Below are 22,463 nucleotides of genomic sequence, written 5' to 3' on the forward strand. Positions count from 1 at the left end.
ACCTCACGTCGTCCTGATCGACGATGCTCCGCCGGACTGAGAGGGCGCTGAGATCATCGTGTCAGTGGCCTGTGGGTCCTGCGATCCTGTTCCCAGCAGATCCTGCGGACCGGCGGATTCCCCCGGGAGAACGATTCGAATCAGGGTGCCGCCGGTGACCGAGTCCTCGACCGCGATGGTTCCGCCGTGCTTGAGCACCACCTGGCGCACGATCGCCAGACCCAGCCCCGATCCGGGCATGGACCGCGACGCGGTGGACCGGTAGAAGCGTTCGAACACCAGCTCTCGTTCCTCGGGCGCGATACCCGGACCCGCGTCGGACACGGTGAGCTCGAGCAGGCCGTCGGGCCGGGCGATCATCGCCACGTGCACGGTGGCGCCCGACGGACTCCACTTGGCGGCGTTGTCGAGCACGTTGAGGACGGCGCGGGACAGACCCGCCTGGTCGCCGTACAGGATCCACGGTGTGGTCATCGAGTCGAAGTCGATCTCGTTGCGACGCCTGCGAACTCGCTCCAGGCTTCGCTCGACGACATCCGCCATGTCGACACGTTCGAAGACGTTCTCCGGGGCGTCCTCACGGGCCAGGTCGACCAGATCGCCGACGAGCGTGGACAGTTCCTCGATCTGCGCCACCACGTCGAGACGCAGCTCCGCCATGTCCTGCTCCGGGATGCGCGGCGCACCCGGCCGACTCGACGCGATCAGCAGTTCCATGTTGGTGCGCAACGACGTCAGCGGGGTCCGCAGTTCGTGACCCGCGTCCGCCACGAGTCGACTCTGCCGCGCCCGCGACTCGGCGAGTGCCCGCAGCATCGTGTTGAAACTGTCGGTGAGGCGGGCGAGCTCGTCGTTGCCCGTCACCGGAATGGGCGTCAGGTCGTCGGTTCGGGCGACACGCTCGGCCGCCGCCGTCAGCCGTCCGATGGGTCGCAGACCGGTGCGTCCCACCGCCGTGCCGGCCACCGCCGCGAGGACGACGCCACAGCCGCCCACGACGAACAGCACCCAGGCCAGTCGATCCAGGACCTGGCCGGTGGGAGCGAGCCGCTGTGCGATCACCAGCGTGCTCCCGGTCTGCGTGCGCTCCGCGAGAACGCGAGCTCCCGAGGTGGTGCGCAGCGACGAGGTCGACTGTCCCAGCGCGACGTCCATCTCGGGGTCACCGATGGGCACGATCGAACCCGGCGGGATGTACTTCGTCAGGTCCGGAAAGATCAGCGCGACACTGACATCGGTGCTGTAGAGCGTGGCGCCCGCGACGTACCGGGGATCAAAGGCGACGAGGTTGGTCTCGATCAGCGCACTCGCCCGGGTACGCAGCTGATTGTCGACGTCGCCGTACAGCGCGCGGGACACCACCGCGTACGCGGCGATCGCCATGACGGCGACCGCGATGGCCACCACTGACGCCGCGAGCAGCGTGACACGCCACCGCAGGGACACCGAGCGGGTGAGGGGCATCGGAGGACGCATGAGTCCGTCCTGTGCCGCGCGCCCCTTGTCGGTCCCGGCCTCGCCCCGCCGGCGGCCGAAGGGAGCAACCATCACGGAGGCGTTTCCCGCAGCACGTAACCCACACCGCGGACGGTGTGGATGAGACGAGTCTCGCCGTCGGCCTCGGTCTTGCGCCGCAGATACCCGACGTACACCTCGAGGGCGTTGCCCGACGTCGGGAAGTCGTAGCCCCACACCTCCTCGAGGATGCGGCTCCGGCTGAGCACCCGTCGGGGGTTGGCGAGCAGCATCTCGAGCAACGAGAACTCGGTGCGGGTCAGGCTGATGGGCCGTTCGCCCCGTCGCACCTCGCGCGTGACGGGGTCGAGTGACAGATCGGCGAACGTCATGGCCTCGCTGTCCGGACCCAGTTCCCCACCGGTGCGTCGCAAGAGTGCGCGCAGCCGTGCCAGCAGCTCCTCGAGCGCGAACGGTTTGGGCAGGTAGTCGTCCGCACCGGCATCGAGACCCGCCACCCGCTCGGACACGGAGTCACGAGCCGTCAGGACCAGGATCGGCAGGTCGTCTCCCGTGCTGCGCAGGCGACGGCACACCTCGAGCCCGTCGAGCCGGGGCATCATCACGTCGAGGACCAGCGCGTCCGGTCGCTCGGCCGCGACCTTCTCGAGGGCGTCGAGACCGTCGGTGGCCAGGTCCACGGTGTACCCGTTGAACGTCAACGACCGTCGCAGCGATTCTCGGACGGCACGATCGTCGTCGGTCACCAGTACACGCATGGGAACAGTGTCGCCCCGACGACTGAGACGCTGCTGAGAGGACACAGGGGCGGCCGGTGTCAGCGCCCGAACAGCCGGTCGACGAACGCGATCGCATCGGGCTGCGAGTCACGGAACGTCTGACTGTGGTCGCCCGGGTAGGTCCGGAAGGTCAGCGGTTCGCCGTTGGCCGTCATGGCCGCCGCGAGCGACAGGGCGGACGGTGCAGGCACATCGACGTCCCGCAGACCCTGGCCGATGAAGACGGGACGGTCGTACCCGGAGGTGGGCACACCCATGTAGTCGTTCAGCAGTCCGTACACGTTCGGGATCTGCGCCAACGGCCGCGAGAACATGTCGCCGAGTCGCAGCCCGGACACCGCATCGTGGAACGGGTTCGCGCACTGCGTCTCGGCGGTGTCCACCCACTGCCGGCCGAGCGGAGTCAGGTACGAGTTCAGATCGATCTCGGGATGGGCGGCACGCAACCCCGCCAGGATGTAGAAGACGTACGACGTCAGACCGTCCGGAATCGCGACGGGCGGGACTCCGGGCCCGAGCGGAAGCAGAACGAGTTCGATGTTGGCGGGCACGCCGGTCCCGACGGCGCCGAGGTAGTCCAGGCCGTCGCCGCCGTACTCGGTGGCGTACCGCGCGGTCGTCACCGCGGCGCCGCCGCCCTGGGACTGGCCGATCGCGACCCAGCGATTCGACAGCGTCGGCTCCAGTTCCCTTGCAGCAGCGACACTGTCGACGACGCTGTGCGCCTGCACCTTGCCGTCCAGGTACGGCATCACTCCGGGGGTACCGAGTCCCACGTAGTCCGTGGCGACGATCGCGTAGCCGCGGTTCAGCCACGTCTGGAGGTACGGGAAGTCGCGGTCCGGCAACGTGGGGCCGACGACCGACGGAGCGCAGTCGTCGCCGAGCCCGGACGTGCCGTGGGCCCACGCGATGACAGGCCAGCCACCTTCGGGCGCCTCGCCGGGCGGCAGATAGACGCCACCGGTACTCAGGGCCGGCTCGTTCTGCGAGCCCACCGACCAGTAGGTGATGCGCCGGGCGTCGACACTTCCCGGAATCGGGGCCGGTGACGCCGTCGATCCGACGAGAGCGCCCGGATCACGGTCCTGCGCCTGCGCCACACCCGTGAGGGTCAGCGCGACGGACGTCGTGGCGGTCAGGGTCACCAAGGCGCGCAGCAGGCGGCGGGAGCGGTTCGGCACGGCGTCACCGTACCGCTCCGGCACCGGATTCCGGACTAGAACATACGTTCGATCACGGCTACGCTCTTCAGTCATGGACGAGGTGGGTGCGACGCAGAGTTCGGTGAACGACAAGGTGCTCGAGCTGCGCGCGGTCGCGGACGAGCTCCGGGCGCTCGACGACCACCGAGTGGCCCTCGGCGACAAGCTGGTGGACCTCGAACACTGGTTCCGACGGGTGGGGTGCCTGGAGTTGTCCGACCACGCGCTCGACGTCTTCGTCTCCCGCTACGTGGGCCGGGTCTTCGAGCTGGCGGACGGCCTACGCGAGTAGCCGTGACCTCGCGTCACACTCAGTTGTGACCGCCGTCGCCCCGATCGGCACCACGTGGGGTGCCCCTCATTCCGGTGGAAACCACCTCGCAGCGGGCAATCATGGAGCACGGCGGGACACGCTCCCGCCGGGGCCGGTCAGGGGAACCGACCTCAGCACGATCGGAGGAAACACATGATGATCACACTGACACTCGTCGGCGCGGCAGCACTCGCGGTCGCACTGTTGTCCGGCGGACGCGACCTGGACTTCCGGGGACGCCAGATGTCGCACAGCTACCGTTCGCGCTGACACCGACGCACATCGACGACTGCCCACCGTTCACCTGTGAACGGTGGGCAGTCTTCTGTCCACATTCGGTGACATCTACTATCGAACATATGTTCTAATCCATGTAGTCTGAGGTCGTGGAATCGGGGGATCCAGGGTCGGCCTGGCAGGTGCAGATGGGCCGACGTGTCGGCGCGCTGCCTGCTGTGGCCGCACCTGTCGACGATCCCCGCGTGTGCGCGCTACTCGCCCAGCTCGGCTCCGCGGTCGAGGGCATCGCCATGCTCGACGCGTCGACGCTCACCAGCGAGGACCGACTGGCGCTGGTGTGCGGGGCCGAGAACACCCGGCGCCTGCTCACCGGCGCGTCACACACCTGGCTCAACGGCCTGGTGGCCGGCTCGGGATTCGACTCTGTGATCGGTGCGATCGGCGCGAGCGGTGTTCCGCACGCGCTGGCGCACATGCTGCGCATCACCACGGCTGCCGCCGCATCCCGCCTTGCCGTGGCACGCGATCTCGGCACCGGAACGACCATGACGGGTGAGACGCTCGATCCGCCGTTGACCCACACGGCCGCGGCAGCGCGGGACGGCGCGCTGGCCGACGCACACGTCTCGATCATCCGCTCGTTCCTGAAGAAGCTCCCTCACGCCGTCGATGCCGAGACGCGCGACGCCGCCGAGCAGACTCTCGCCGACCTTGCGCGCACGGTCGGACCGGAGGAGCTCACGGCCATCGCGACGCGCCTCACCGAATACCTCGATCCCGACGGAGCGGAGCCCGACGATCGCGACCGCGCCAGGAAGCGCTTCTTCGAGATTGACCCCCAGGGTCCCGATTCGATGTCGACCGGCCGCTTCTGCGTCGACCCGGTGCTGCGCGCCCTCCTCGACGCGTTCCTCGCCAAGTTCGCGGCACCCGGAACGAACGCTCCCGACGGTTCAGTCGATCTCGACGCCCCGCCCCCGAACGATGACACGACCCCCACCGACGCTGTCCCGTCCGGCGACGCAGGACAACCGGCCGACAGCGCGGAAGGGTCGGACGACCGAGAGGCCGAGTGGGACCACCGCACCCCTGGCCAGCGCAATCACGATGCACTGACCGACCTCCTGAAGGACGTGCTGGCCTCGGGTCGACACGGACAGCATCGTGGTCTGCCCCTGTCCGTGGTCGTGTCGGTGTCACTCGACCAGCTCACCGCCGCAGCAGGTCTCGGACTCACCGCCACCGGATCCACGGTCCCGGTGGCCGATGTCGTCAGGCTCGCGGCCGAGGCGCACCACTACCTCCACGTCTTCGACAGGGCCACCGGCAGCACGCTGCACTTCGCCCGAGCCCGCCGGTGCGCGAGCACCGACCAGCGGCTCGCCCTGTTCGCCCGCGACCGCGGCTGCACCGGGCCGGGATGCTCGGCGCCCGCGTCACGGTGCGAGGCCCACCATGTCGACGACTGGGCGGCGGGCGGCCTCACCGACATCGACGATCTCGCGCTGGCGTGCGACGTCCACCATCCGCTCGTCGGCGAACGTGCCGGCCAGTGGGCCACCAGCACCGCTCCCCCGAGTCATCCGTACCCGGGAACAGTGCTGTGGCATCCGCCTGCCGTCATCGACGAGGGTCGGCACGGCATCCCGAACCACCTGAACTTCCCCGAACGGCACCTCGCACCGCCGCCGGACGACTGATCGAATCCGAGACAGTGAGCCGAGGGCGACCTCAGGTTCGACACTGCGCCGGCCTGGCACCGTCAGCCGGAATGTTCCGCCGTGAATTCCGTGATCTCGGCGAGCGCAGGCTTGGGCGAGAAATCGCGGCGCACCATTCCGAAATTCTGCTCCGTGTCGGACTCGTCGCTGCCCGAGTCACGCATGCTGTAGACGTACGCGGGCCCGAGCCAGGAATTGCCGAGAAGGGCATTGAGCATGATGCCGATGGACTCGGCCTGCCCCTCCTCGCTCATGGCATTCGCGTTCGTTCCCGTGGGGGCGCCCATCTCGGTGATCCAGATCTGCTTGTCGCCGTCACCCTCGGCGCTCATGACATCGTGCATCGACCACATCGCCATCGCCGTGTTCCACGGCGCCGTCGACAGATCGTTCGGAAGGAACGGCCACGTGTACGGGTGGACGTTGAAGGCATCGAAATAACGATTCGCTCCGAGGGTGTACAGCGACGAGAGGAAAGCGGTCGGCGAGATGTTGGTGCCGTTGTTCACCGCGGGCGCCATACCGCCGGCGAGCACCAGCGCCTCCGGTTGCACCTTCTTGATGGCGCGGTACGTCGCGCGCAGCATCAGCGCGTACACCGTCGGGTCGGGCAGCGGCGTGAAGTAGGTGGTGATGTTCGGCTCGTTCCACACCTCCCACAACACGATTCGGTCGCGGTACCGCTCCGCGGCGAGTGCCGCGAAGGCCGCGAACGCGTCCGGACTCGCCGGCCGGGCGTAGGGCTGATCCCGAGCCGTCGCCACACGCGCCCAGGCAGGTGCGTAGGTCACGATGGCGTACGGGCACATACCCCGAGCGACGATGGCGTCGACCACTCTGTCCGTCGACGACCAGTCGCGCCGACCGGGCTGCGGCTCCACCACCGACCAGTCGATGTCGATGCGGACCGAGAACATGCCCGCATTCTTCGCGATGTCGAGTTCGCGTCCGAGGTCCTCGTCCGACAGGAATCCGAAGGAGCCGCCGGGTGATCCGCCCACCCGGACGCCGTCGGACTCCGCGACACACCGCGGTACCTCGCCCGACGGAGCGCCGGATGCCGGTGCCGGCACACCGACGAGAACGAGAAGGACAGCGGCACCAGACACGCTGCATCGCCGGAGAAACCCGGCACCGGCTCCGCGCCGAGTCGGCCTCGAACGCGAAACAGACCGATCGGTGAGCACCGGCCCAGGCTAACAGCGGCGGCCGCGCGGGGCGTACCAGCGAAAACGGACACCGGCGAGGCTCCGGCTGCGATGATTCTCCACATCGCTCGATCCCGTACAAGCCTGCATTAGTATCGGCGAAATGACGACGGGAAACGACGGCTTCGACGCCCGCCTCAACGAGGTTCTGGAACAGCAGGCCGTGAGGGTGGGCGAGACGGTGCCCGCCTATGTTCGGCGCGCCGTCATGACACGCCTGGTGAAAGAACTTGCCGAGGCGGACGACACCGATCTCGGCCATCTGCTCAAGCGCCTCGAGTCGACGGCGGATCCGGTGCCCGACACGCCCGCGTCCACACCTCCGGCGGCATCCGACATGCCCGCGATCGTCACCGATCCCGATCGCGTGCGCGCCGTCGAGGCCACCGGGCTGCTCGACACCCCGTCCGAACCGGCCTACGACCGCATCGTGGCCATGGCCGCGGACGCGTTGTCCACGCCGGGCGCCTCGATCTCCTTGATCGACAAGGACCGACAGTTCATCAAGAGCGCTGTCGGTTTCGGGCCGGAGGAGGAACGACCTCGGGAGATTCCCCTCGAGGCCGGAATGTGCCGCCACACGGTGGCCCTGGGTGAACCACTGCTGGTGGAGGACGCCCGCCTCGACGAGAAGTTCATGAACCACCCCGGCGTGCTGGACAAGACCTTCATCTCCTACCTCGGCATCCCGTTGGTGGACGACGGCGGTCACGCGGTGGGCACGCTGTGCGTCTGGGACGCCGAGCCACGTCAGTGGACGACGGGGCACGTACAGGTACTGAAGGACATCGCGTGGATGGTTCGCGAGCGAATTTTCGAGTGAGCGAACCATTCCGGGCGTGATCTACATTTTCGCCTCGTTAGTCTGTCCATCGGTCGCTTTTCCGTAATGGCGCCGTGACCATTCTGAGAAGACAACTCCAAAGAATGGTCTAGTGTTGACCTCGGTCGGTCAACCACTAGGTCCGTACGGAGTGAATCCTGTGTCCGAAACACTGGAATCGCGAGATACGTTGCTACGCAACGCCCCTGCCACGAGGGTGTCCAATGAACGTGGAATAGCGGACCGTCTTCGCGTCGATCCCGCACACACGATGGTCACCATCGCGGCAGACGCGACGGCAGCGATCGTGGCTGTTGCCGTGGCGAGGTTCTGGCCGGGAACGGGCGGCATCGACTACGGCTGGGTGCCGTGGTTGTTCGTGCCGCTGGTTCTGCTCATCCTGGCGTCCCGCTCGCTCTACCGACGCGGACTCCGCCGGAACTTCCTCGACGAGATCGGTCCCGTCGAGACGTCCGTCGCGCTCGCCACTCTGCTGGTGCTGACGATCTTGCTGGTCATCGGCACGGAGTACCGGCCCGGCCTCTTCATGGTCCGGGTGTGGATCGCCGCGGCGATCCTGGTGGCGGTGGCGCGGTTCCTGCGCACCGCGATCCAGCGGTACCTGCGGGTGAACCACAAGTCGGCGGCTCCGACGCTCATCATCGGCGGCGGTCCGATCGCCCACCAGCTGGCGTCGCGCATGCACCAGTTCCCCGAGTACGGCCTCGACCCCGTGGGCGTGCTCGACAAGGCACCCGCGGTCGATCCGCAGCCCGACACTCCCGAGGCACTGACCGTCCCCTACATGGGCACACCGTCGCAGCTCGCGCAGGCCATCGAGCAGACCGGCGCCGAGGAGCTCGTCATCGGGTTCTCGGACGTTCCGACCGAAAGTCTGGTCAAGGCCATCCGCACCGCCCACTCGAACGGCATGCGAGTGTGGTTGGTACCGCGCTTGTTCGACACCGTCGGCGTGCGGACCCGCGTCGAGCATCTCGGCGGGTTGCCCCTGATGGTGCTGCCGCACACCGACCCCAAGGGATGGCAGTTCGTCGTCAAGGGCGTCATGGACCGCACCCTGGCCGGACTGGGCGTGCTGGTCCTGTCCCCCGTCTTCCTGGTGCTCGCGCTGCTGGTCAAGACGAGCTCCCCCGGACCCATCTTCTTCTCCCAGGAGCGCATCGGCCGTGACGGAAAACCGTTCGGCTGCCTCAAGTTCCGGTCGATGCGTCCGCCGCGTGCCTCGGACGCCGAGTTCACTCGCGTCGAGGGCGCCGCTCCGGGCGGCGTCGAGGGCGTCGATCGCCGGACCCGTATCGGCAAGATCATGCGTCAGACGTCGCTCGACGAGCTGCCCCAGCTCCTCAACGTCGTTCGCGGCGACATGAGCCTCGTGGGTCCCCGACCGGAGCGCCCCGCGTACGTGGATCTGTTCGAGATGCAGATCCGCCGCTACGGTGAGCGGCACCGGGTGAAGGCCGGTGTCACCGGGTGGGCGCAGGTGCACGGACTGCGCGGACAGACGTCCATCGCCGACCGCGCCGAGTGGGACAACTACTACATCGAGAACTGGTCGCTGTCCCTCGACATCAAGATCCTGTTCCTCACCATCGCCGCGGTCCTGAAGAAGGCGGAAGACTGACCGTGTCGGCGGTCCCGTCATGCTGATCGTCCTCGAGGGTCTCGCCGCGGTCGTCGTGCTGGTCGTCGCGTTCCTGGTGGCACGCGCGGTCTTTCACCGACCGCAGCTCGGGGTGCTGCTGCTGGCCGCGTTCGTCCCGCTGAACGGTCTCCTCGCCATCCTTCCGCTGCCCGGCTTCGTCGCCGGCTGGAAGGAGGGCCTGGTGATCTTCACGCTCGGCAGCGCCTGGATCCGGCGCAGTCGAGCGCTGGGCCCGCGTCGTCCGACACTGCTGATGCCCTGGTGGCCGGCCGCAGCCCTGTTCGTGGTGTTCGGGACCGCGTCGGCACTGCTGTCGTTCGGGATCATCGGCTTCGTCGGCATCAAGGTGACGTTCTTCTACCTGCTGCTGGTGGCGATCCTGTGGCTCGCGCCGTTCGACGCCCGCGACCGGGACCACCTCGTCAGCATCCTCATGGGCATGGGCGCGTTCACGTCCCTGGTCGGCATCGCTCAGTTGCTCGCGGGACCGGCGGCGCTCGTGGCGATCGGGTACGAGTACGGCACCCAGGTCCGGACGTCGGGCGGGCTGCTCCGCACGTTCAGCACGTTCAACCTGCCCTTCCCGTTCGGGCTCTACGTGATGCTGTCGCTGCTCGTCGGCGGAGCCGTGGCGCTCGCGAACCCCATGCGCCGGCGCAACCTGCTGTTCCTGTGCGCGAGCCCGTTCATGGTGGTCGCCATGTCGAGTGCCATCGTGCGAGCGGCGCTGCTCGGACTCGCGGTCGGGCTGATCTACATGACCATCATCCGGTTCCGCGCACTCGGCGGTCTGCTCGTGATCATGGCGGCGCTCGTCGGCGCGATCCTGCCGTTCGTCCCCAAGATCACGTCGGTCTTCTTCTCGTCGAGCAGCCTGAACGAACGTGGCGGTCGATGGAACGAGGTCATCGAGAAGGTGCGCACCCACTGGCTCGGCGAGGGGCTCGGGTCGAGTGGTGCGGCAGCGGACCGGATCTCGTCGGCGCAGGGTGAGAACATCACCGGGTCGCTCGGGCTGTCCACCAACTACCAGCCCGACAACTACTACGTGAAGACGGCTCTCGAACTCGGTCCGATCGGACTGTGGGCCGTCCTCGCGCTCCTGGTGACCGCCCTGATCTGGTGCACGCGACTCTCCCGCACCCTCCCCGGTCAGGACGGCGCGCTGACACTCGGCGTCGGCGCCTCCATCGTCGCGGCGATGTTCGCGTCGCTGGTGGCCACCTATTTCGAGATCTTCCCTATCGACGTCTATTTCTGGCTCTTGTTAGGAGTTGTGGGATGCGCAGCAGCACAACACGAATCGTTTTCGGGGCCCTCGCCCTCCGTCCCGGCGGCAGCGGCGTCCAGACGTACATCCGTGAGCTCCTGAGGGAGCTGCCCGGCCGTCTCCCCGGAACGGACCTCGCCGCCGTCGTTCAGAAGGACGCGATCGGCGAGTTGCCGACAGGCGTCGACGCGCTCCCCCGGCCGGTGTCCGGCGGTGCCGTCCGCGCGGTGCTCGGTGCGCTCCCGGTCGGATCGCACGACGTGGTCCACGGGCTCGACGTCGATCTTCCCCTCGTCGGCCGGGGCGCCACCGTCGCCACAGTGCACGACATCTCGGTCATCGACATGCCGTCCGCGTCGAGTCGCTTCCGCGCCGCCGGCGAACAGCGCCTCGTGCGACGGTCGCTGCGCAAGGCCGACCTGCTCATCGCCGTCTCGCAGTTCACCGCCGACCGCATCAAGGCCGTCAGCGGCCGCGACGCCGCGGTCGTCGAACTCGCCCCGGCAGCCTGGGCCGTTCCCCCGGAGGACGGCGCGGTGGAGACGGTGCGCGCGAAGTACGGTCTGCCCGAACGCTTCGTCATGCAGGTGGGCACCGTGGAGCCGCGCAAGAACGTGCAGTTGGTCGCCGACGCCGCCGAGAAGCTGGGCGTGCCCTTCTTCCTGGCGGGCGCGGGGTCCACGGGCCCGGACGCACCCCGCTACGCGAACGGGCTCGGCTACGTCGACGTGGAGGACCTGCCCGCGCTGTACGCGGCGGCGACCGTCACCGCGTACGCGTCGCGCTACGAGGGCTTCGGGCTGCCCCCGGTCGAAGCGATGGCGTGCGGCGGCGCCGTGGTCGCGAGCGCGGTGGGCGCCCTGCCCGAGGTGGTCGGCAAGGGCGCCGTGCTGCTCGACAACGAGCGGGTCGACGACTGGGCGGAGGCACTGAGCCCGTTGATGTTCGACGAGACGGCGCGCGCGGACCTGGTGACCGAGGCCCTGCACGCGATGGCCGACCTGACGTGGGCCCGGACCGCCGAGCGCACCGCGGACGCCTATCGGGACGCAGGCCTGCTCTGATGGACGACGACATCACCGTCGAGGGTGCCGTGATCCCCGAACCCGAGACCCCCGAACCTGAGACGACGGCACCTGAGACCACGGCACCCGACTATCGCGCGCTCGCCGCCGATCCGAAGGCGGCGGCGCGGGCGACCGCGGCGGTGCTGATCTCCCGCGTGATCGTGGCGGGACTCGGCTGGGTGGGCAGCGTCATCGTGGCCCGCTCGCTGAGCCCCGAGGGGTGGGGTCAGTTCAGCTTCGTCTTCGCGCTGCTCGGACTCATGTCAGTCGTCACCGACCTCGGCGTCGGCCGCGTCGTCCTGGCCCGACTGATGGACGACGACGCCGAGGAGATCGGCCGCACCGCCTCGTCGTTCCTCGCACTGCGCACCGTGCTCGGACTCGTGGGGTACGTGCTCGCCGTCGGCTACGTCGTGGTGCTGCAGTACCCGGGTGAGGTCATCGCGGCGACCGCTCTGGGCGGCCTCGTCGTGGTGTTCGCGACGCCGTCCCACGCACTCTCCGTGCTGTTCCAGGCTCGCCATCGACTGTTGCTGGTCGCGGTCATCGAGAGCCTGGGCCAGGGCCTGCAGTTGGTGCTCACGATCCTCGCCGCCGTCTTCGCGCCGGTGCTGCTGATCTTCGTGCTGCCGGCCGTGCTCAACGAGGCGTTCCGCGCGGTCGGCAAGGGTCTCGCGGTGCGGCGGCGGTCGGTGGGCTTGCGCCCGTCTCGTCACATCGACGTCCACCGGTGGGGTGCCTACCTCCGCGAGGCGATTCCCCTCGCGATCGGCTTCGCGCTGACCATCGCGATGCTGAAGATCGACGTCCTGATGCTGAGCCTTCTCGACACCTTCGACGCGGTCGGCCTGTACTCCATCGGCTACAAGTTCTCCGACATGATGGACACCATCGCGCTGGCCGCCGTGGCGCCGGTGAGCACCCTCCTCGTGGCGGCCTGGCCGAGCGAGACGGCCACGTTCCGCGCCCGATCCCGTTCCGCGGGACTGTACTTCGCGACCTTCGGCGCCGTCGCCGTCGCCGGCTTCTGGCCCTCTGCCGAGCCGCTCATCCGCCTGCTCTACGGCGAGCGCTTCGCTCCCGGTTCCGACGCGGCACGGCTCCTCGTCCTCGGTGCCGCGATCATGTCGCTCATCCTGCTCGGCATCTTCCTGCTCGCCTCCGCGGGGATGCAGCGGCACTACCCGCTCGTCGCGCTGTTCGGCCTCGCTCTCAACATCGGTCTCAACGTCGCGCTCATCCCGAGGTTGTCCTACAACGGATCCGCCATCGCCACCGTCGTCACGTTCGGTGTCACGGTGATCATGCTGTGGGTCGTGATCGAGCGCAGCATGCCCATGTCGGGGCTGCTCGCCGTGTCGCCGATCCTCGTGCTCGCCGCCGTCACGGCCGCGGTGACGGTCGGGGCGACACTGCTCGTCGACGCGGCACCGTCCCTGTGGTTCCTGATCTCGGTCGTCGCGGCGCTCCTGGTCGCCGCGTGCGGGTTCCTCCTGACCAAGCGTGACTCGCGCAGCAACTCTCCTGCCCCGGAGGTCGCCTCGTGACTCCGGATCGCACCACCGTGTTCGTCGCGCACACCGCGAACATCTCGGGTGCCGAGAAGATGCTGCTGTCGCTGGTGTCCGAGGCACTGCGGGGGCCGGGCGGAGTCACCGTCGTCTGTCCCGTCGGGGCGCTGTCCGAGGCGCTGCCCGACGCCGCGGTGCACGTCGCGATCCCCGAGCTGGGCCTGGGCGGAGAGCAGGGAGTCGCCCGCATCGGCGCCGCGGCGAGGATGGCGGCGCGGTGGGTGTCCGCCGCACGGACGCTGCGTGCGGTGACGCGACGGCCGGCGACCCACACCGTCGTCAACTCGCTGTTCGCCCTGCCCGCAGCGCGACTCGCCCGGCCACCGCACGGTGTCGCCTGGCTGGTGCACGATGCGATCGCGGCGGGACGCCAGCGCGCCGTGGCGTCGGCGAGTCGAGGCGCCGTCCGCCGCGCGGTCGCGTGCACGTCCGCCGCGGCGGCACCGGTACGCGACCTCGGCATCGAGGTGGAGATCGTGCCCTACGGCGTGCCGTGGCCCGTGGAGGATTTCGCCGCCCCCACGCACTCGCCGCCCGTCGTGGGCATGCTCGCGCTCCTCACTCCGTGGAAGGGGCACCTCGTTCTGCTCGACGCGGTCGCGAGGCTCGACGACGTGGTGGTCGAACTGGCGGGCGGCAGCTTCTCCGGCGATCAGGCGTACGTCGACGAACTGCACACGCGGGCAGCACGTCCCGATCTCGCGGGACGTGTCCGCTTCCTCGGGCACGTCGATCCCGACAGCGCGCTGCGCCGGTGGGACGTCGTGGTGTCGGCCAGCGTTCTCCCCGAGGCGGGGCCCCTGTCCGTCCTCGAGGCCATGTCCCACGGGGTGCCGGTGGTGGCCACCGATCACGGCGGTCCCACCGAGTTCCTCGCTCGCGGGGAGGGCGTGCTGGTCCCGCCGGGTGACGCGGCGGCACTGGCCGACGCTCTGCGAAGGGTGCTCGGCGACGACGCGGCGCGCGCGGACATGGGAGCACGCGCGCGGGACACCGTCGCGACGCGTCACGACATCTCGATCACCCTCCCCCGACTGTTGACGGAATTGACCGCATGAATGCCACGACAGAAAGAGCCATCAGCCATTCCTCACGCGCCCAGAATGGGTACCGCGTCGGTTTCACGACGGCCCGCGAACCGATCTCCCGAACGGTGACACACGGCAATTCACCTACGCAGGAATGGTCTCCGTCCCTGCGTAGTATCGAATGGGACATGCCGTCGACCGGGCATGACCGCACGCGCACCAGCAACTCGAGGAGATTCGGTTGGCGCCCGTAGACGACCCCGTGCACCGCGGAGACGTACCTCCGCCGATAGATCTCGCCGGGCACATGCGGGAACTGGGACGCGCGTTCCTTCCCGCTCTGATCATCGCGCTGATCGTCGGCGCCGGCGTCTTCGCCCTCCGCGAGTACGGCACCGAGAAGCAGTACGCGGCATCCGTCGTGACGGAGATCCGGGCGACCGGCGAGGTGATCCCCGGCGACGCGTTCATCGAGCAGCTGCGCGCCCCGTTCATCGGGCTGGCCGCGGACAACGACGTGCTCGATCAGGTGCTGTCGCAGGTCGACACCGGCTGGGACGCCGGTGAGCTCGCCTCCCACCTCGAGCTCGCCCCGGGAACGTCGCCGGCGCTGCTCACCTTCACCGTCACCGCGGACTCCCCCGAGCTCGCCCTCGAGGTCGCCCGCACCACGGTGACCACGGTGTCGCAGGCGTCGTCGGCCAACGCCGCCCGCAACGCACAGGGGCAGCTCGAGCAGGTCCAGGCCTCGATTGCCGCCGAGGAGGCGCGCAACTCCCAGCTCATCCCGGGCGACCCCGCCCGCTCCGCGTCGGACCAGTCGCTCGCCGACCTCCGCGACCAGCTGACACAGCTCCAGAGCACGGGCGGCGGGAACCAGCTGGTGGTGCTCGCCGTGCCCGAGCAGAGCACCGCCCCCGTCTCACCGATGCCGGCCTCGGAGGCCTCCGTCGCGGGTCTGGTGGCGTTCATCGTCGCCGCCGAGCTGATCGTGTTGCTGCGCAGTCGACTCGGGCGTCGTCCGCGGCCCGCGTGGGCCCGCCGCGTCGCTCGCAAGTACCAGGCCGACTTCGATCCGAAGGTGACCACGGGCCTGCCGCCCATCGTCGCCGCGACGGTGGCCGCGTCGGACCGGGGCGCGTCGTCGTCCAACGGGAACGGCAGCAACGGCAACGGCACCCGGTCGGCCGGCGCTCGCCACGCCGCTCACGGTCGCATCGAGCAGAACGTGCTGGTACTCGTCGGTGACGACGCCGTGTATCCGGCTCCCACCTCCCTCTCCACGGGCGGGCAGCCCCGCCACCCGGACGCACTCGTCGGGGCCGACCTCACGAGCGAGTGGTGGACCTTCGTCGACGTGCACGACGTCGAGACCGCGGTGGTACTACTGTCGTCCGGTGGACGCGACCGCCGAGCTGCCGAGGGAGTGCTGAAGCAGCTGCGGACGTTCGGCATCCACACTCACCTCGTCGTGCAACCGTCCGGCCGCAAGCGCCGGTCCGATCCCGCCCCGGGTGGACGCACGGCCTCCCAGCGCCCCGAGGAACAGGTCGGACACAATGCCAGACACTGACAAGATCGCGATCGTCCACGAGCGCTTCACCGAGATCGCCGGATCCGAGCACGTCGTCGAACAGCTCGCTCTGCAGTGGCCGGGCGCGCGCGTGTACGCACCCATCGCCCGTCCCGAGGGAACTCCCGCCGGGCTGACCACGCCGCCGAACACCACGTGGCTCAACTCGATCTACAACGGCATCGGTCAGCGGTCCTACGCCCCGGTCCTGCCGCTGATGCCGACGGCGTTCCGTCGTCTGCCGTTGCGCGACGCCGAGGCCGTCGTCGTGAGCCACCACGCCTTCGCGACGCAGGCCGTGCACGCGACCGACGCTCCCGTCATCGCCTACGTGCACAGCCCGGCGCGTTGGGCGTGGGATCCGGAACTGCGGGCGGGTGAGGGCGGCGGCCGCGCAGGTGCCGCGATCCTCACGGCACTGTCGGCCGTCGCACGGCGCTGCGAGACAGGAGCCGCGCCGCGTCTGACCACCGTCGTCGCCAACTCGACCGCCGTCGCGGACCGCATCTCGCGCTGGTGGGGACGAGACGACGCCGTGGTGGTGCACCCACCCGTCGACACCGAGGGCTTCACTCCCGATCCGACGGTGGAGCGTGAGGACTTCTTCCTGCTCGCCGGTCGCCTGGTGCCGTACAAGCGTCCCGACATCGCGATCCGTGCGGCAGCCCTGGCGGACGTACCGCTCATCGTCGCCGGCGACGGCCGCGCGATGGAGCAGTGCCGCGCCCTCGCCGGACCGAAGACGGTGTTCCTCGGCCGCGTCTCGCACGAGAAGCTGCTCGAGCTCCACCGCTCCACGCGTGCACTGCTGATGCCCGGCATCGAGGACTTCGGCATCGTTCCCGTCGAGTCGATGGCCACCGGTACCCCGGTCATCGCGCTCGGTGAGGGTGGTGCCGTCGACTCGGTCATCCACGGCACCACCGGATTGCACGTGCAGCCCGGTACCGACGACGAGATCGTCACCGGTTTCGCCGACGCCATGACGTCGTTCGACCCGGCCCAGTTCGATCGAGCGCAGATCCGCGTCTGGGCGGAAGGCTTCTCGCGAGCCAACTTCCGCTCACGGATGCAGGAGGTGATCGATGCCGCAGTCTGAGTACCCGTCGACCGAACTCGACCGCACCTTCGCGTCCGCGCAGACCCTCGCCGTCGTCGGGCCGACGGCGGGTCTCGACGTCGACGCTGCGCGGGCGATGCTCGCCGCGGCGGAGAACGCGTCTCCCACCTCCCGCATCCGGCTCGATCCCCGCTCGGACAGTCGGAACTGGGCGTACCGCACCGACATCGGCGCCGGCACTGCCGTCACCAGCAGGCCGGATCTGGCCACCGACGACCTCGGTGAGCTGATGGACCGGGTGCGCACCCGCGACGGTGTACGCGCCCCCGTGGAGATCGTGCTGTGCGGTGACTACGCCGTGGTCCACTACTCCCACGGCGTGGGCGACGGTCAGCTCGGTGTACTGCTGGTCGGCGCCGCCGCGAGCGACCCCGGCTTCGCGATCGCACGCAGCATGGCGCCGTCGCTGCCGAGAAACGCCACGTGGAGTGCTCTGCGGCGGCACTACCGATCCAACCCTCGTGCCCTGCAGGACTTCCGGCGCCTGCGCGCCGTCCACAAACGGCGTGACGCGACGGCCGACGGGGCGCCGACGCGCCGTATCGAGCACTGGGAATCGTCGAAGACCACGCGCGCGGCCTACATGCGTCCCGAACAGGTGGCGGAACTGCGATCGTGGTCGAAGGCGAACGCGCCGGGCGCCACCGGCGCGTCGGTGTCGGTGGCTCTGCTCGTCGCCGCTCTGCGCTCCGAGGGTGTCCCCCTCGACGAGCACGTCATGATCCTCTTCAACTGCCGCCGGTACCTCGACGAGAAGCACCGCGCGGAACACGGCAACTTCGCGATCGGTATCCCGGTCCGCCTGCCCGTGCTGCCGACGCCGGGTGACGTCGCCGGTGTCATGAAGCAGGTCATCGACTCCGGCTGGCCCATCGCCGTGCTCGGAATGGCCGATGCCCGAGCAACTCTCAAGGGTCACCGGACAGCCCCGGCACCGGCGCCGAGCGAGGACGTCGTCACGGTGCCCGACCGACCGCGACTCGCGGTGAGCGACCTGGGCACCCTCTCGATCTACGACCATCTTCCCTGGCTCGACGACGGTCGGCCCCGTCAGATGACGGCTTCTCTCGAACCCGACGGCCCGGACGGCATCTCGATCCTCGTCTCGCAGGTCCAGGGCGGACGTTCGTACTCGGCGTCGTTCTGCAGCGGCATGATCGAGACCGAGACGGTCGACCGTGCCCTCGCCCGCGCGTGTGCCGATCCCGTCGGCCTGCTGAGCCGGAACACGGCCGACCTGCGCTCCGACGGGGAGTGACGTGCGGTGGCCGCGATCGAGACGACGACCGCGCGCCGTCACGTCGTGCTGACCTGGCTGTCGGTGTTGGCCGTCCTCTGCGCGAGTTGCGCTGGGCTGCCCGGAGAGTCGGACCCGGAGACGGCCGTCGACTCTCTCGCCGACGTCGCCGCCGGCTCACTGCTGGGCACCCCCCGTGACTTCGCGGGCTATCCCGCGCTCGCCACCCTGACAGCGGTGTCGAAGACGGTGCTCTACCGTTCGACCTCCGGCATCGACGGCTCCGCCACCGAGGTGAGCGGGCTGGTCCTCGTTCCTCGCGGCGACCCACCGGCGGGTGGGTGGCCGGTCGTCTCCGTCGGCCACGCGACCACCGGTACCGACAGTCGGTGCGCGCCGTCCACCCACATCGGGCTGCTGGGGGCGCTCACCACCGTGATCCCCTTCCTCGCCAACGGTTACGTGGTCGCCATGACCGACTACGAGGGCCTGGGCACCCCGGGTCCGCACCCGTACCTCGATGCCGCCACGGCCGGCAACAACGTGATCGACGCGGTGCGCGCAGCGCGCGAGGTGGAACCGACGGCGTCCGACTCCTGGATCGGCTACGGCGTCTCCCAGGGCGGGCAGGCGGTGTGGGCCGCCAACGAACGGGCCGCCGACTACGGCGACGGACTCCGCCTCGTCGGCACCATCAGCATGTCCCCCGCGACCGACCTGAGCCCGCTCGTCGACGCGATGGTGGCCGGAACACTCACCGCCGAACAGGTCGCGCTGGTGCCGTCGGTCCTGACAGGGCTGTCCGTCGCGCACCCCGACCTCCAGGTGACCGACTACCTCCGCGGTGTGCTGTACGAACGTCGGGACGTCTTCGCCGCCTGCGAGGGCGAGAACGACGGTCTCGAGAGCGCGATCGCCGAGTCTGTCACACCGGCGGACTACGCACCGGTGGACGAGGCCGCCGCAGATCGTCTGCGCGCGTGGCTCACCGAGGCCGGAGTGCCGGGCGCCGCGGCGACCGCGCCCATGTTCGTCGGCTACGGCGAACTGGATCGACTCGCACTCCCGGAGTGGACGGTGGCCGCGGTGCAGCGAGCGTGCGCACTCGGCGACACCATCGAGCTCCGCGAGGCACCGGGGCAGGGCCACGGCATCCTGAACCTCGGAAGTGCGCCGGCGGAATGGCTGGACGGCCGGTTCGCCGGGACACCGGCGCCGAGTACCTGCAACTAGGTCACTCCCCGCGCCACTCGCGCTCGAACGGCAGCCGCCACGCATCGGGCGCGACCAGACTGTGGATCGCGTTGGGACCCCACGATCCCGGCGCGTAGGACCGGACGGGCGGCGGGTCCTCGAGCAGCGGTGCCGAGACCTCCCACAGCCGCTCGATGCCCTCGGACGTGGTGAACAGCGTGTGATCCCCGTGCATCGCATCGAGGATCAGCCGCTCGTACGCCTCCAGAACGTCTGCGGCACTCTCCGTCTCGTGCAGCGCGAACTGCATGCTGAGCTTGTCCAGGCGCATGCCCGGGCCCGGCCGCTTACCGTAGAAGGAGAGCGACACCTTCGACGAGTCGGCGAGGTCGAAGGTCAGGTGGTCCGGCCCCTGGGCGCCGACGCCGGAGCCCGCCGGGAACATCGACTTGGGCGGCTCCCGGAACGCGATCGAGATGATGCGCTGCCCCTCGGCCAGCTTCTTGCCGGTCCGGAGATAGAACGGCACACCCGCCCACCGCCAGTTGTCGATGTGGCACTTCAGGGCGACGAAGGTGTCGGTGTCCGAGTCGGGGGCGATGTCCTTCTCGCTGCGGTAGCCGGAGTACTGGCCGCGCACGACGTTCCGCGGATCGAGGGGAAGCATGGAGCGGAAGACCTTGTTCTTCTCCTCCTTGATCGCCTCGGGTTCCAGCGCGGTGGGCGGTTCCATGGCCGTGAAGGCCAGTACCTGGAACAGGTGGGTCACCACCATGTCCTTGAAGGCACCCGTCGACTCGTAGAAGCCGGCGCGGCCGTCCAGTCCCAGAGTCTCGGGCACGTCGATCTGCACGTGTTGGATGAACGTGCGGTTCCAGATCGGCTCGAAGAGACCGTTGGCGAAGCGGAACGCGAGGATGTTCTGCGCCGGCTCCTTGCCGAGGAAGTGGTCGATGCGAAAGATCTGCTCCTCGGCGAAGGTCTCGTGCACAGCCGCGTTGAGCGCGACGGCGCTGGCGAGATCGGTGCCGAACGGCTTCTCCATGATGATGCGGGCCCGCTCGACGAGCGTCGCCTCGGAGAGCATGTCGATGACGGCGAGCGCCGCGGACGGCGGTACCGACAGATAGTGCAGCCGCTGCACGCCGTCCCCAAGTTCCTTCTCCGCCGCTGCCACCGCGTCCGACAACGCCTGCGGGCCGGCGGTCTGGGGCACGTAGGTCAGGCGAGTCGCGAAGCGGTCCCACTCGTCCTCCGTCGGTGTGCGCGTGGAGAACTGCTCGATCGCCTCCTTCGCCATCGCTCGGAACTCGTCCGACGTCATCTCCTGCAACGACGTACCGACGACGCGCATCCGCGGCGCCAGTTCGGACAGGACGAGGTGCATCATCCCCGAGAGCAGCTTGCGTTTGGCCAGGTCTCCGGTGGCACCGAAGAGGACGACCACCTGGGGCGGCAACGCGTCCGGGACGGAGGATCGGCGGCGAGTCGTGGTCATGCCCGCGATGCTTCCATCGAACCCGCACTCCCGCTCGGCGGGGGTGAGCGCCGCGCACGCGCTACCGTGGTGGTCAGCGCCGTGTCGTCGCGCTGCCCGATTCCGCACCTTACGGAGCACCCGCATGTCGTCCCGTCCTGCCCTTCTCCGCACCGTTCTCCTGGCGTGCCTCGCGTTCGTGATGTTGCTGGCCTCGGCCTGCACCATCGGATCGAGTGACGGCGGCTCGGGAGGTGATTCCGGCGGCGCGCCGGAGACGACGCAGGCCGCACCCGCGCCGACCCTCACCCTCGACCCGCAGGACGGCGCGGCCGACGTCAACCCGCTCGCGCCGGTGAGCGTGACGGCGTCGAACGGCACCATCACCGCGGTGCGGATGACGAACGCGGACGGTGTCGTCGTCGACGGGGTCGTGACACCCGACGGATCCACCTGGAAGCCGGCCACCACGCTCGGCTACGGGAAGCAGTACTCACTGGAGATCGACACCGAGGCGACCGACGGCGCCGCGCACGAGCAGACGAGCACGTTCACGACCGTGGAGCCGGACAACTACACGCTGCCGTCCTTCGTGACGTCGGGCGGCAACCTGCTCACGGACGGGGGCACCTTCGGCGTCGGCATCGTCGCGGTGGTGCACTTCGACGAGCCCATCGGTGACCGCGCCGCCGCCGAGCGCACGCTGTCCGTCCAGACCACGCCCGCCGTGACCGGATCCTGGTACTGGGCCGACGACCAGAACGTCCACTGGCGGCCGGAGAACTACTACACGCCCGGAACCGCGGTGACCATCTCCGCGAAGGTGTACGGCGTCGAGGTCGGTGAGGGCCTCTTCGGACAGGAGGACGTCACCACGTCGTTCACCATCGGCGACTCGCACGTCTCCGTCGCCGACGACGACACCAAGCAGGTAGAGGTGTACGAGAACGGCACGCTCGTGCGCACCATGCCCACGTCGATGGGCATGGGCGGCAGCGAGACCGTCGGTGGCCAGACGTTGACGTTCTGGACTCAGCCCGGCGTCTACACCGTGCTGGACAAGGCGAACCCGGTGATCATGGACTCCTCGACGTACGGGCTGCCGGTGAACTCGCGCCTCGGGTACAAGGAGTCGATCAACTACGCGACGCGCATCAGCAACGACGGCATCTACCTGCACGAACTCGAGGACACCGTGTGGGCGCAGGGCAACACCAACGTCTCGCACGGCTGCCTCAACCTGAGCCGGGCCAACGCGTCCTGGTTCTACGACTTCTCGGTGCCCGGCGACGTCGTCGAGGTGCGCGACACCGGCGGTGCACCGCTGCAGCAGTGGCAGAACGGTGACTGGAGCGTCCCGTGGTCCGAGTGGCTCGCCGGGAGTGCGCTGGCCTGATCCGCTCGCAGTCGTCACCACCCCGCGCGCACCTTTACACTGTACGGAGACGCGCGAGGAAGGTTCATCAGGAATGCCGGGGACGACGACAGCACACAGCGC

18 protein-coding genes are annotated in these 22,463 nt (G+C 69.1%); 13 read left to right on the plus strand and 5 right to left on the minus strand.

What is annotated here, in order from left to right; translation table 11 throughout:
- Positions 1-3: 3 nt before the first annotated feature.
- The 3 genes from OHB23_RS19515 to OHB23_RS19525 all read right to left on the minus strand — a co-directional run bounded on the left by OHB23_RS19515 (position 4) and on the right by OHB23_RS19525 (position 3,439).
- Positions 4-1,476, minus strand: a complete 1,473-nt coding sequence (locus tag OHB23_RS19515) for a HAMP domain-containing sensor histidine kinase (RefSeq protein WP_231476140.1) — start codon at positions 1,474-1,476, stop codon at positions 4-6.
- A gap of 71 nt (positions 1,477-1,547) precedes the next feature.
- Positions 1,548-2,234 carry a response regulator transcription factor gene (locus OHB23_RS19520; RefSeq protein ID WP_027504120.1) on the minus strand — a complete coding sequence of 229 codons (687 nt, stop codon included), beginning with the start codon at positions 2,232-2,234 and terminating at the stop codon, positions 1,548-1,550.
- 59 nt (positions 2,235-2,293) lie between these two features.
- Positions 2,294-3,439, minus strand: coding sequence for a lipase family protein (locus OHB23_RS19525; RefSeq protein ID WP_442972996.1), 1,146 nt, complete (start codon positions 3,437-3,439; stop codon positions 2,294-2,296).
- A 73-nt stretch (positions 3,440-3,512) separates the two neighbouring features.
- On the opposite strand from OHB23_RS19525, the gene OHB23_RS19530 reads away from it, so the two are divergent.
- Together OHB23_RS19530 and OHB23_RS19535 are read left to right on the plus strand one after the other, a co-directional pair.
- Positions 3,513-3,752 carry a hypothetical protein gene (locus OHB23_RS19530; protein WP_027504121.1) on the plus strand — a complete coding sequence of 80 codons (240 nt, stop codon included), beginning with the start codon at positions 3,513-3,515 and terminating at the stop codon, positions 3,750-3,752.
- Between the two features lie 407 nt (positions 3,753-4,159).
- A complete protein-coding gene (locus OHB23_RS19535) occupies positions 4,160-5,713 on the plus strand; it encodes an HNH endonuclease signature motif containing protein (protein ID WP_328810202.1) in 1,554 nt (517 codons plus the stop codon).
- Between the two features lie 62 nt (positions 5,714-5,775).
- Here OHB23_RS19535 and OHB23_RS19540 read toward each other — a convergent pair whose 3' ends face one another.
- On the minus strand, positions 5,776-6,843 hold the full coding sequence (locus OHB23_RS19540) for a cellulase family glycosylhydrolase (RefSeq protein ID WP_328810203.1): 1,068 nt from the start codon (positions 6,841-6,843) through the stop codon (positions 5,776-5,778).
- Between the two features lie 202 nt (positions 6,844-7,045).
- On the opposite strand from OHB23_RS19540, the gene OHB23_RS19545 reads away from it, so the two are divergent.
- From OHB23_RS19545 to OHB23_RS19590, 10 genes are all read left to right on the plus strand, one after another.
- On the plus strand, positions 7,046-7,765 hold the full coding sequence (locus tag OHB23_RS19545; RefSeq protein ID WP_027504123.1) for a GAF domain-containing protein: 720 nt from the start codon (positions 7,046-7,048) through the stop codon (positions 7,763-7,765).
- Positions 7,766-8,036: 271 nt separating this feature from the next.
- Positions 8,037-9,407: a sugar transferase gene (locus tag OHB23_RS19550; protein ID WP_081821047.1), complete on the plus strand. Its 1,371-nt coding sequence runs from the start codon at positions 8,037-8,039 to the stop codon at positions 9,405-9,407.
- Positions 9,408-9,426: 19 nt separating this feature from the next.
- Complete coding sequence (locus OHB23_RS19555) at positions 9,427-10,800, plus strand: O-antigen ligase family protein (protein WP_285188042.1); 1,374 nt, start codon at positions 9,427-9,429, stop codon at positions 10,798-10,800.
- Positions 10,710-11,762, plus strand: coding sequence for a glycosyltransferase family 4 protein (locus tag OHB23_RS19560; protein ID WP_056447022.1), 1,053 nt, complete (start codon positions 10,710-10,712; stop codon positions 11,760-11,762). Before OHB23_RS19555 ends, OHB23_RS19560 begins: the two co-directional genes overlap by 91 nt.
- On the plus strand, positions 11,762-13,312 hold the full coding sequence (locus OHB23_RS19565; protein ID WP_081821048.1) for a flippase: 1,551 nt from the start codon (positions 11,762-11,764) through the stop codon (positions 13,310-13,312). The genes OHB23_RS19560 and OHB23_RS19565 overlap by 1 nt, the downstream gene beginning before the upstream one ends.
- The gene (locus OHB23_RS19570) at positions 13,309-14,394 is read left to right on the plus strand and encodes a glycosyltransferase family 4 protein (RefSeq protein WP_328810204.1); all 1,086 of its coding nucleotides are present in this window, start codon (positions 13,309-13,311) and stop codon (positions 14,392-14,394) included. The genes OHB23_RS19565 and OHB23_RS19570 overlap by 4 nt, the downstream gene beginning before the upstream one ends.
- A gap of 277 nt (positions 14,395-14,671) precedes the next feature.
- The gene (locus OHB23_RS19575; protein ID WP_200933706.1) at positions 14,672-15,937 is read left to right on the plus strand and encodes a hypothetical protein; all 1,266 of its coding nucleotides are present in this window, start codon (positions 14,672-14,674) and stop codon (positions 15,935-15,937) included.
- Entirely contained in the window at positions 15,924-17,036 is a 1,113-nt protein-coding gene (locus OHB23_RS19580) for a glycosyltransferase (RefSeq protein WP_027504128.1), read from the plus strand. The genes OHB23_RS19575 and OHB23_RS19580 overlap by 14 nt, the downstream gene beginning before the upstream one ends.
- Positions 17,023-18,315, plus strand: a complete 1,293-nt coding sequence (locus tag OHB23_RS19585) for a hypothetical protein (protein ID WP_328810205.1) — start codon at positions 17,023-17,025, stop codon at positions 18,313-18,315. Before OHB23_RS19580 ends, OHB23_RS19585 begins: the two co-directional genes overlap by 14 nt.
- A 6-nt stretch (positions 18,316-18,321) precedes the next feature.
- Positions 18,322-19,527, plus strand: coding sequence for a lipase family protein (locus tag OHB23_RS19590; protein WP_328810206.1), 1,206 nt, complete (start codon positions 18,322-18,324; stop codon positions 19,525-19,527).
- Position 19,528: 1 nt separating this feature from the next.
- Here the strand turns inward: OHB23_RS19590 and zwf are convergent, their stop codons facing one another.
- Entirely contained in the window at positions 19,529-20,986 is a 1,458-nt protein-coding gene (zwf, locus tag OHB23_RS19595) for a glucose-6-phosphate dehydrogenase (RefSeq protein WP_328810207.1), read from the minus strand.
- 124 nt (positions 20,987-21,110) lie between these two features.
- Between zwf and OHB23_RS19600 the strand changes: the two genes are divergently transcribed.
- Positions 21,111-22,361, plus strand: a complete 1,251-nt coding sequence (locus OHB23_RS19600; RefSeq protein ID WP_328810208.1) for a L,D-transpeptidase — start codon at positions 21,111-21,113, stop codon at positions 22,359-22,361.
- Positions 22,362-22,463: the final 102 nt, after the last annotated feature.

The organism is Rhodococcus sp. NBC_00294 (genome assembly GCF_036163995.1).
In the GTDB taxonomy this organism is placed as follows: domain Bacteria; phylum Actinomycetota; class Actinomycetes; order Mycobacteriales; family Mycobacteriaceae; genus Rhodococcoides.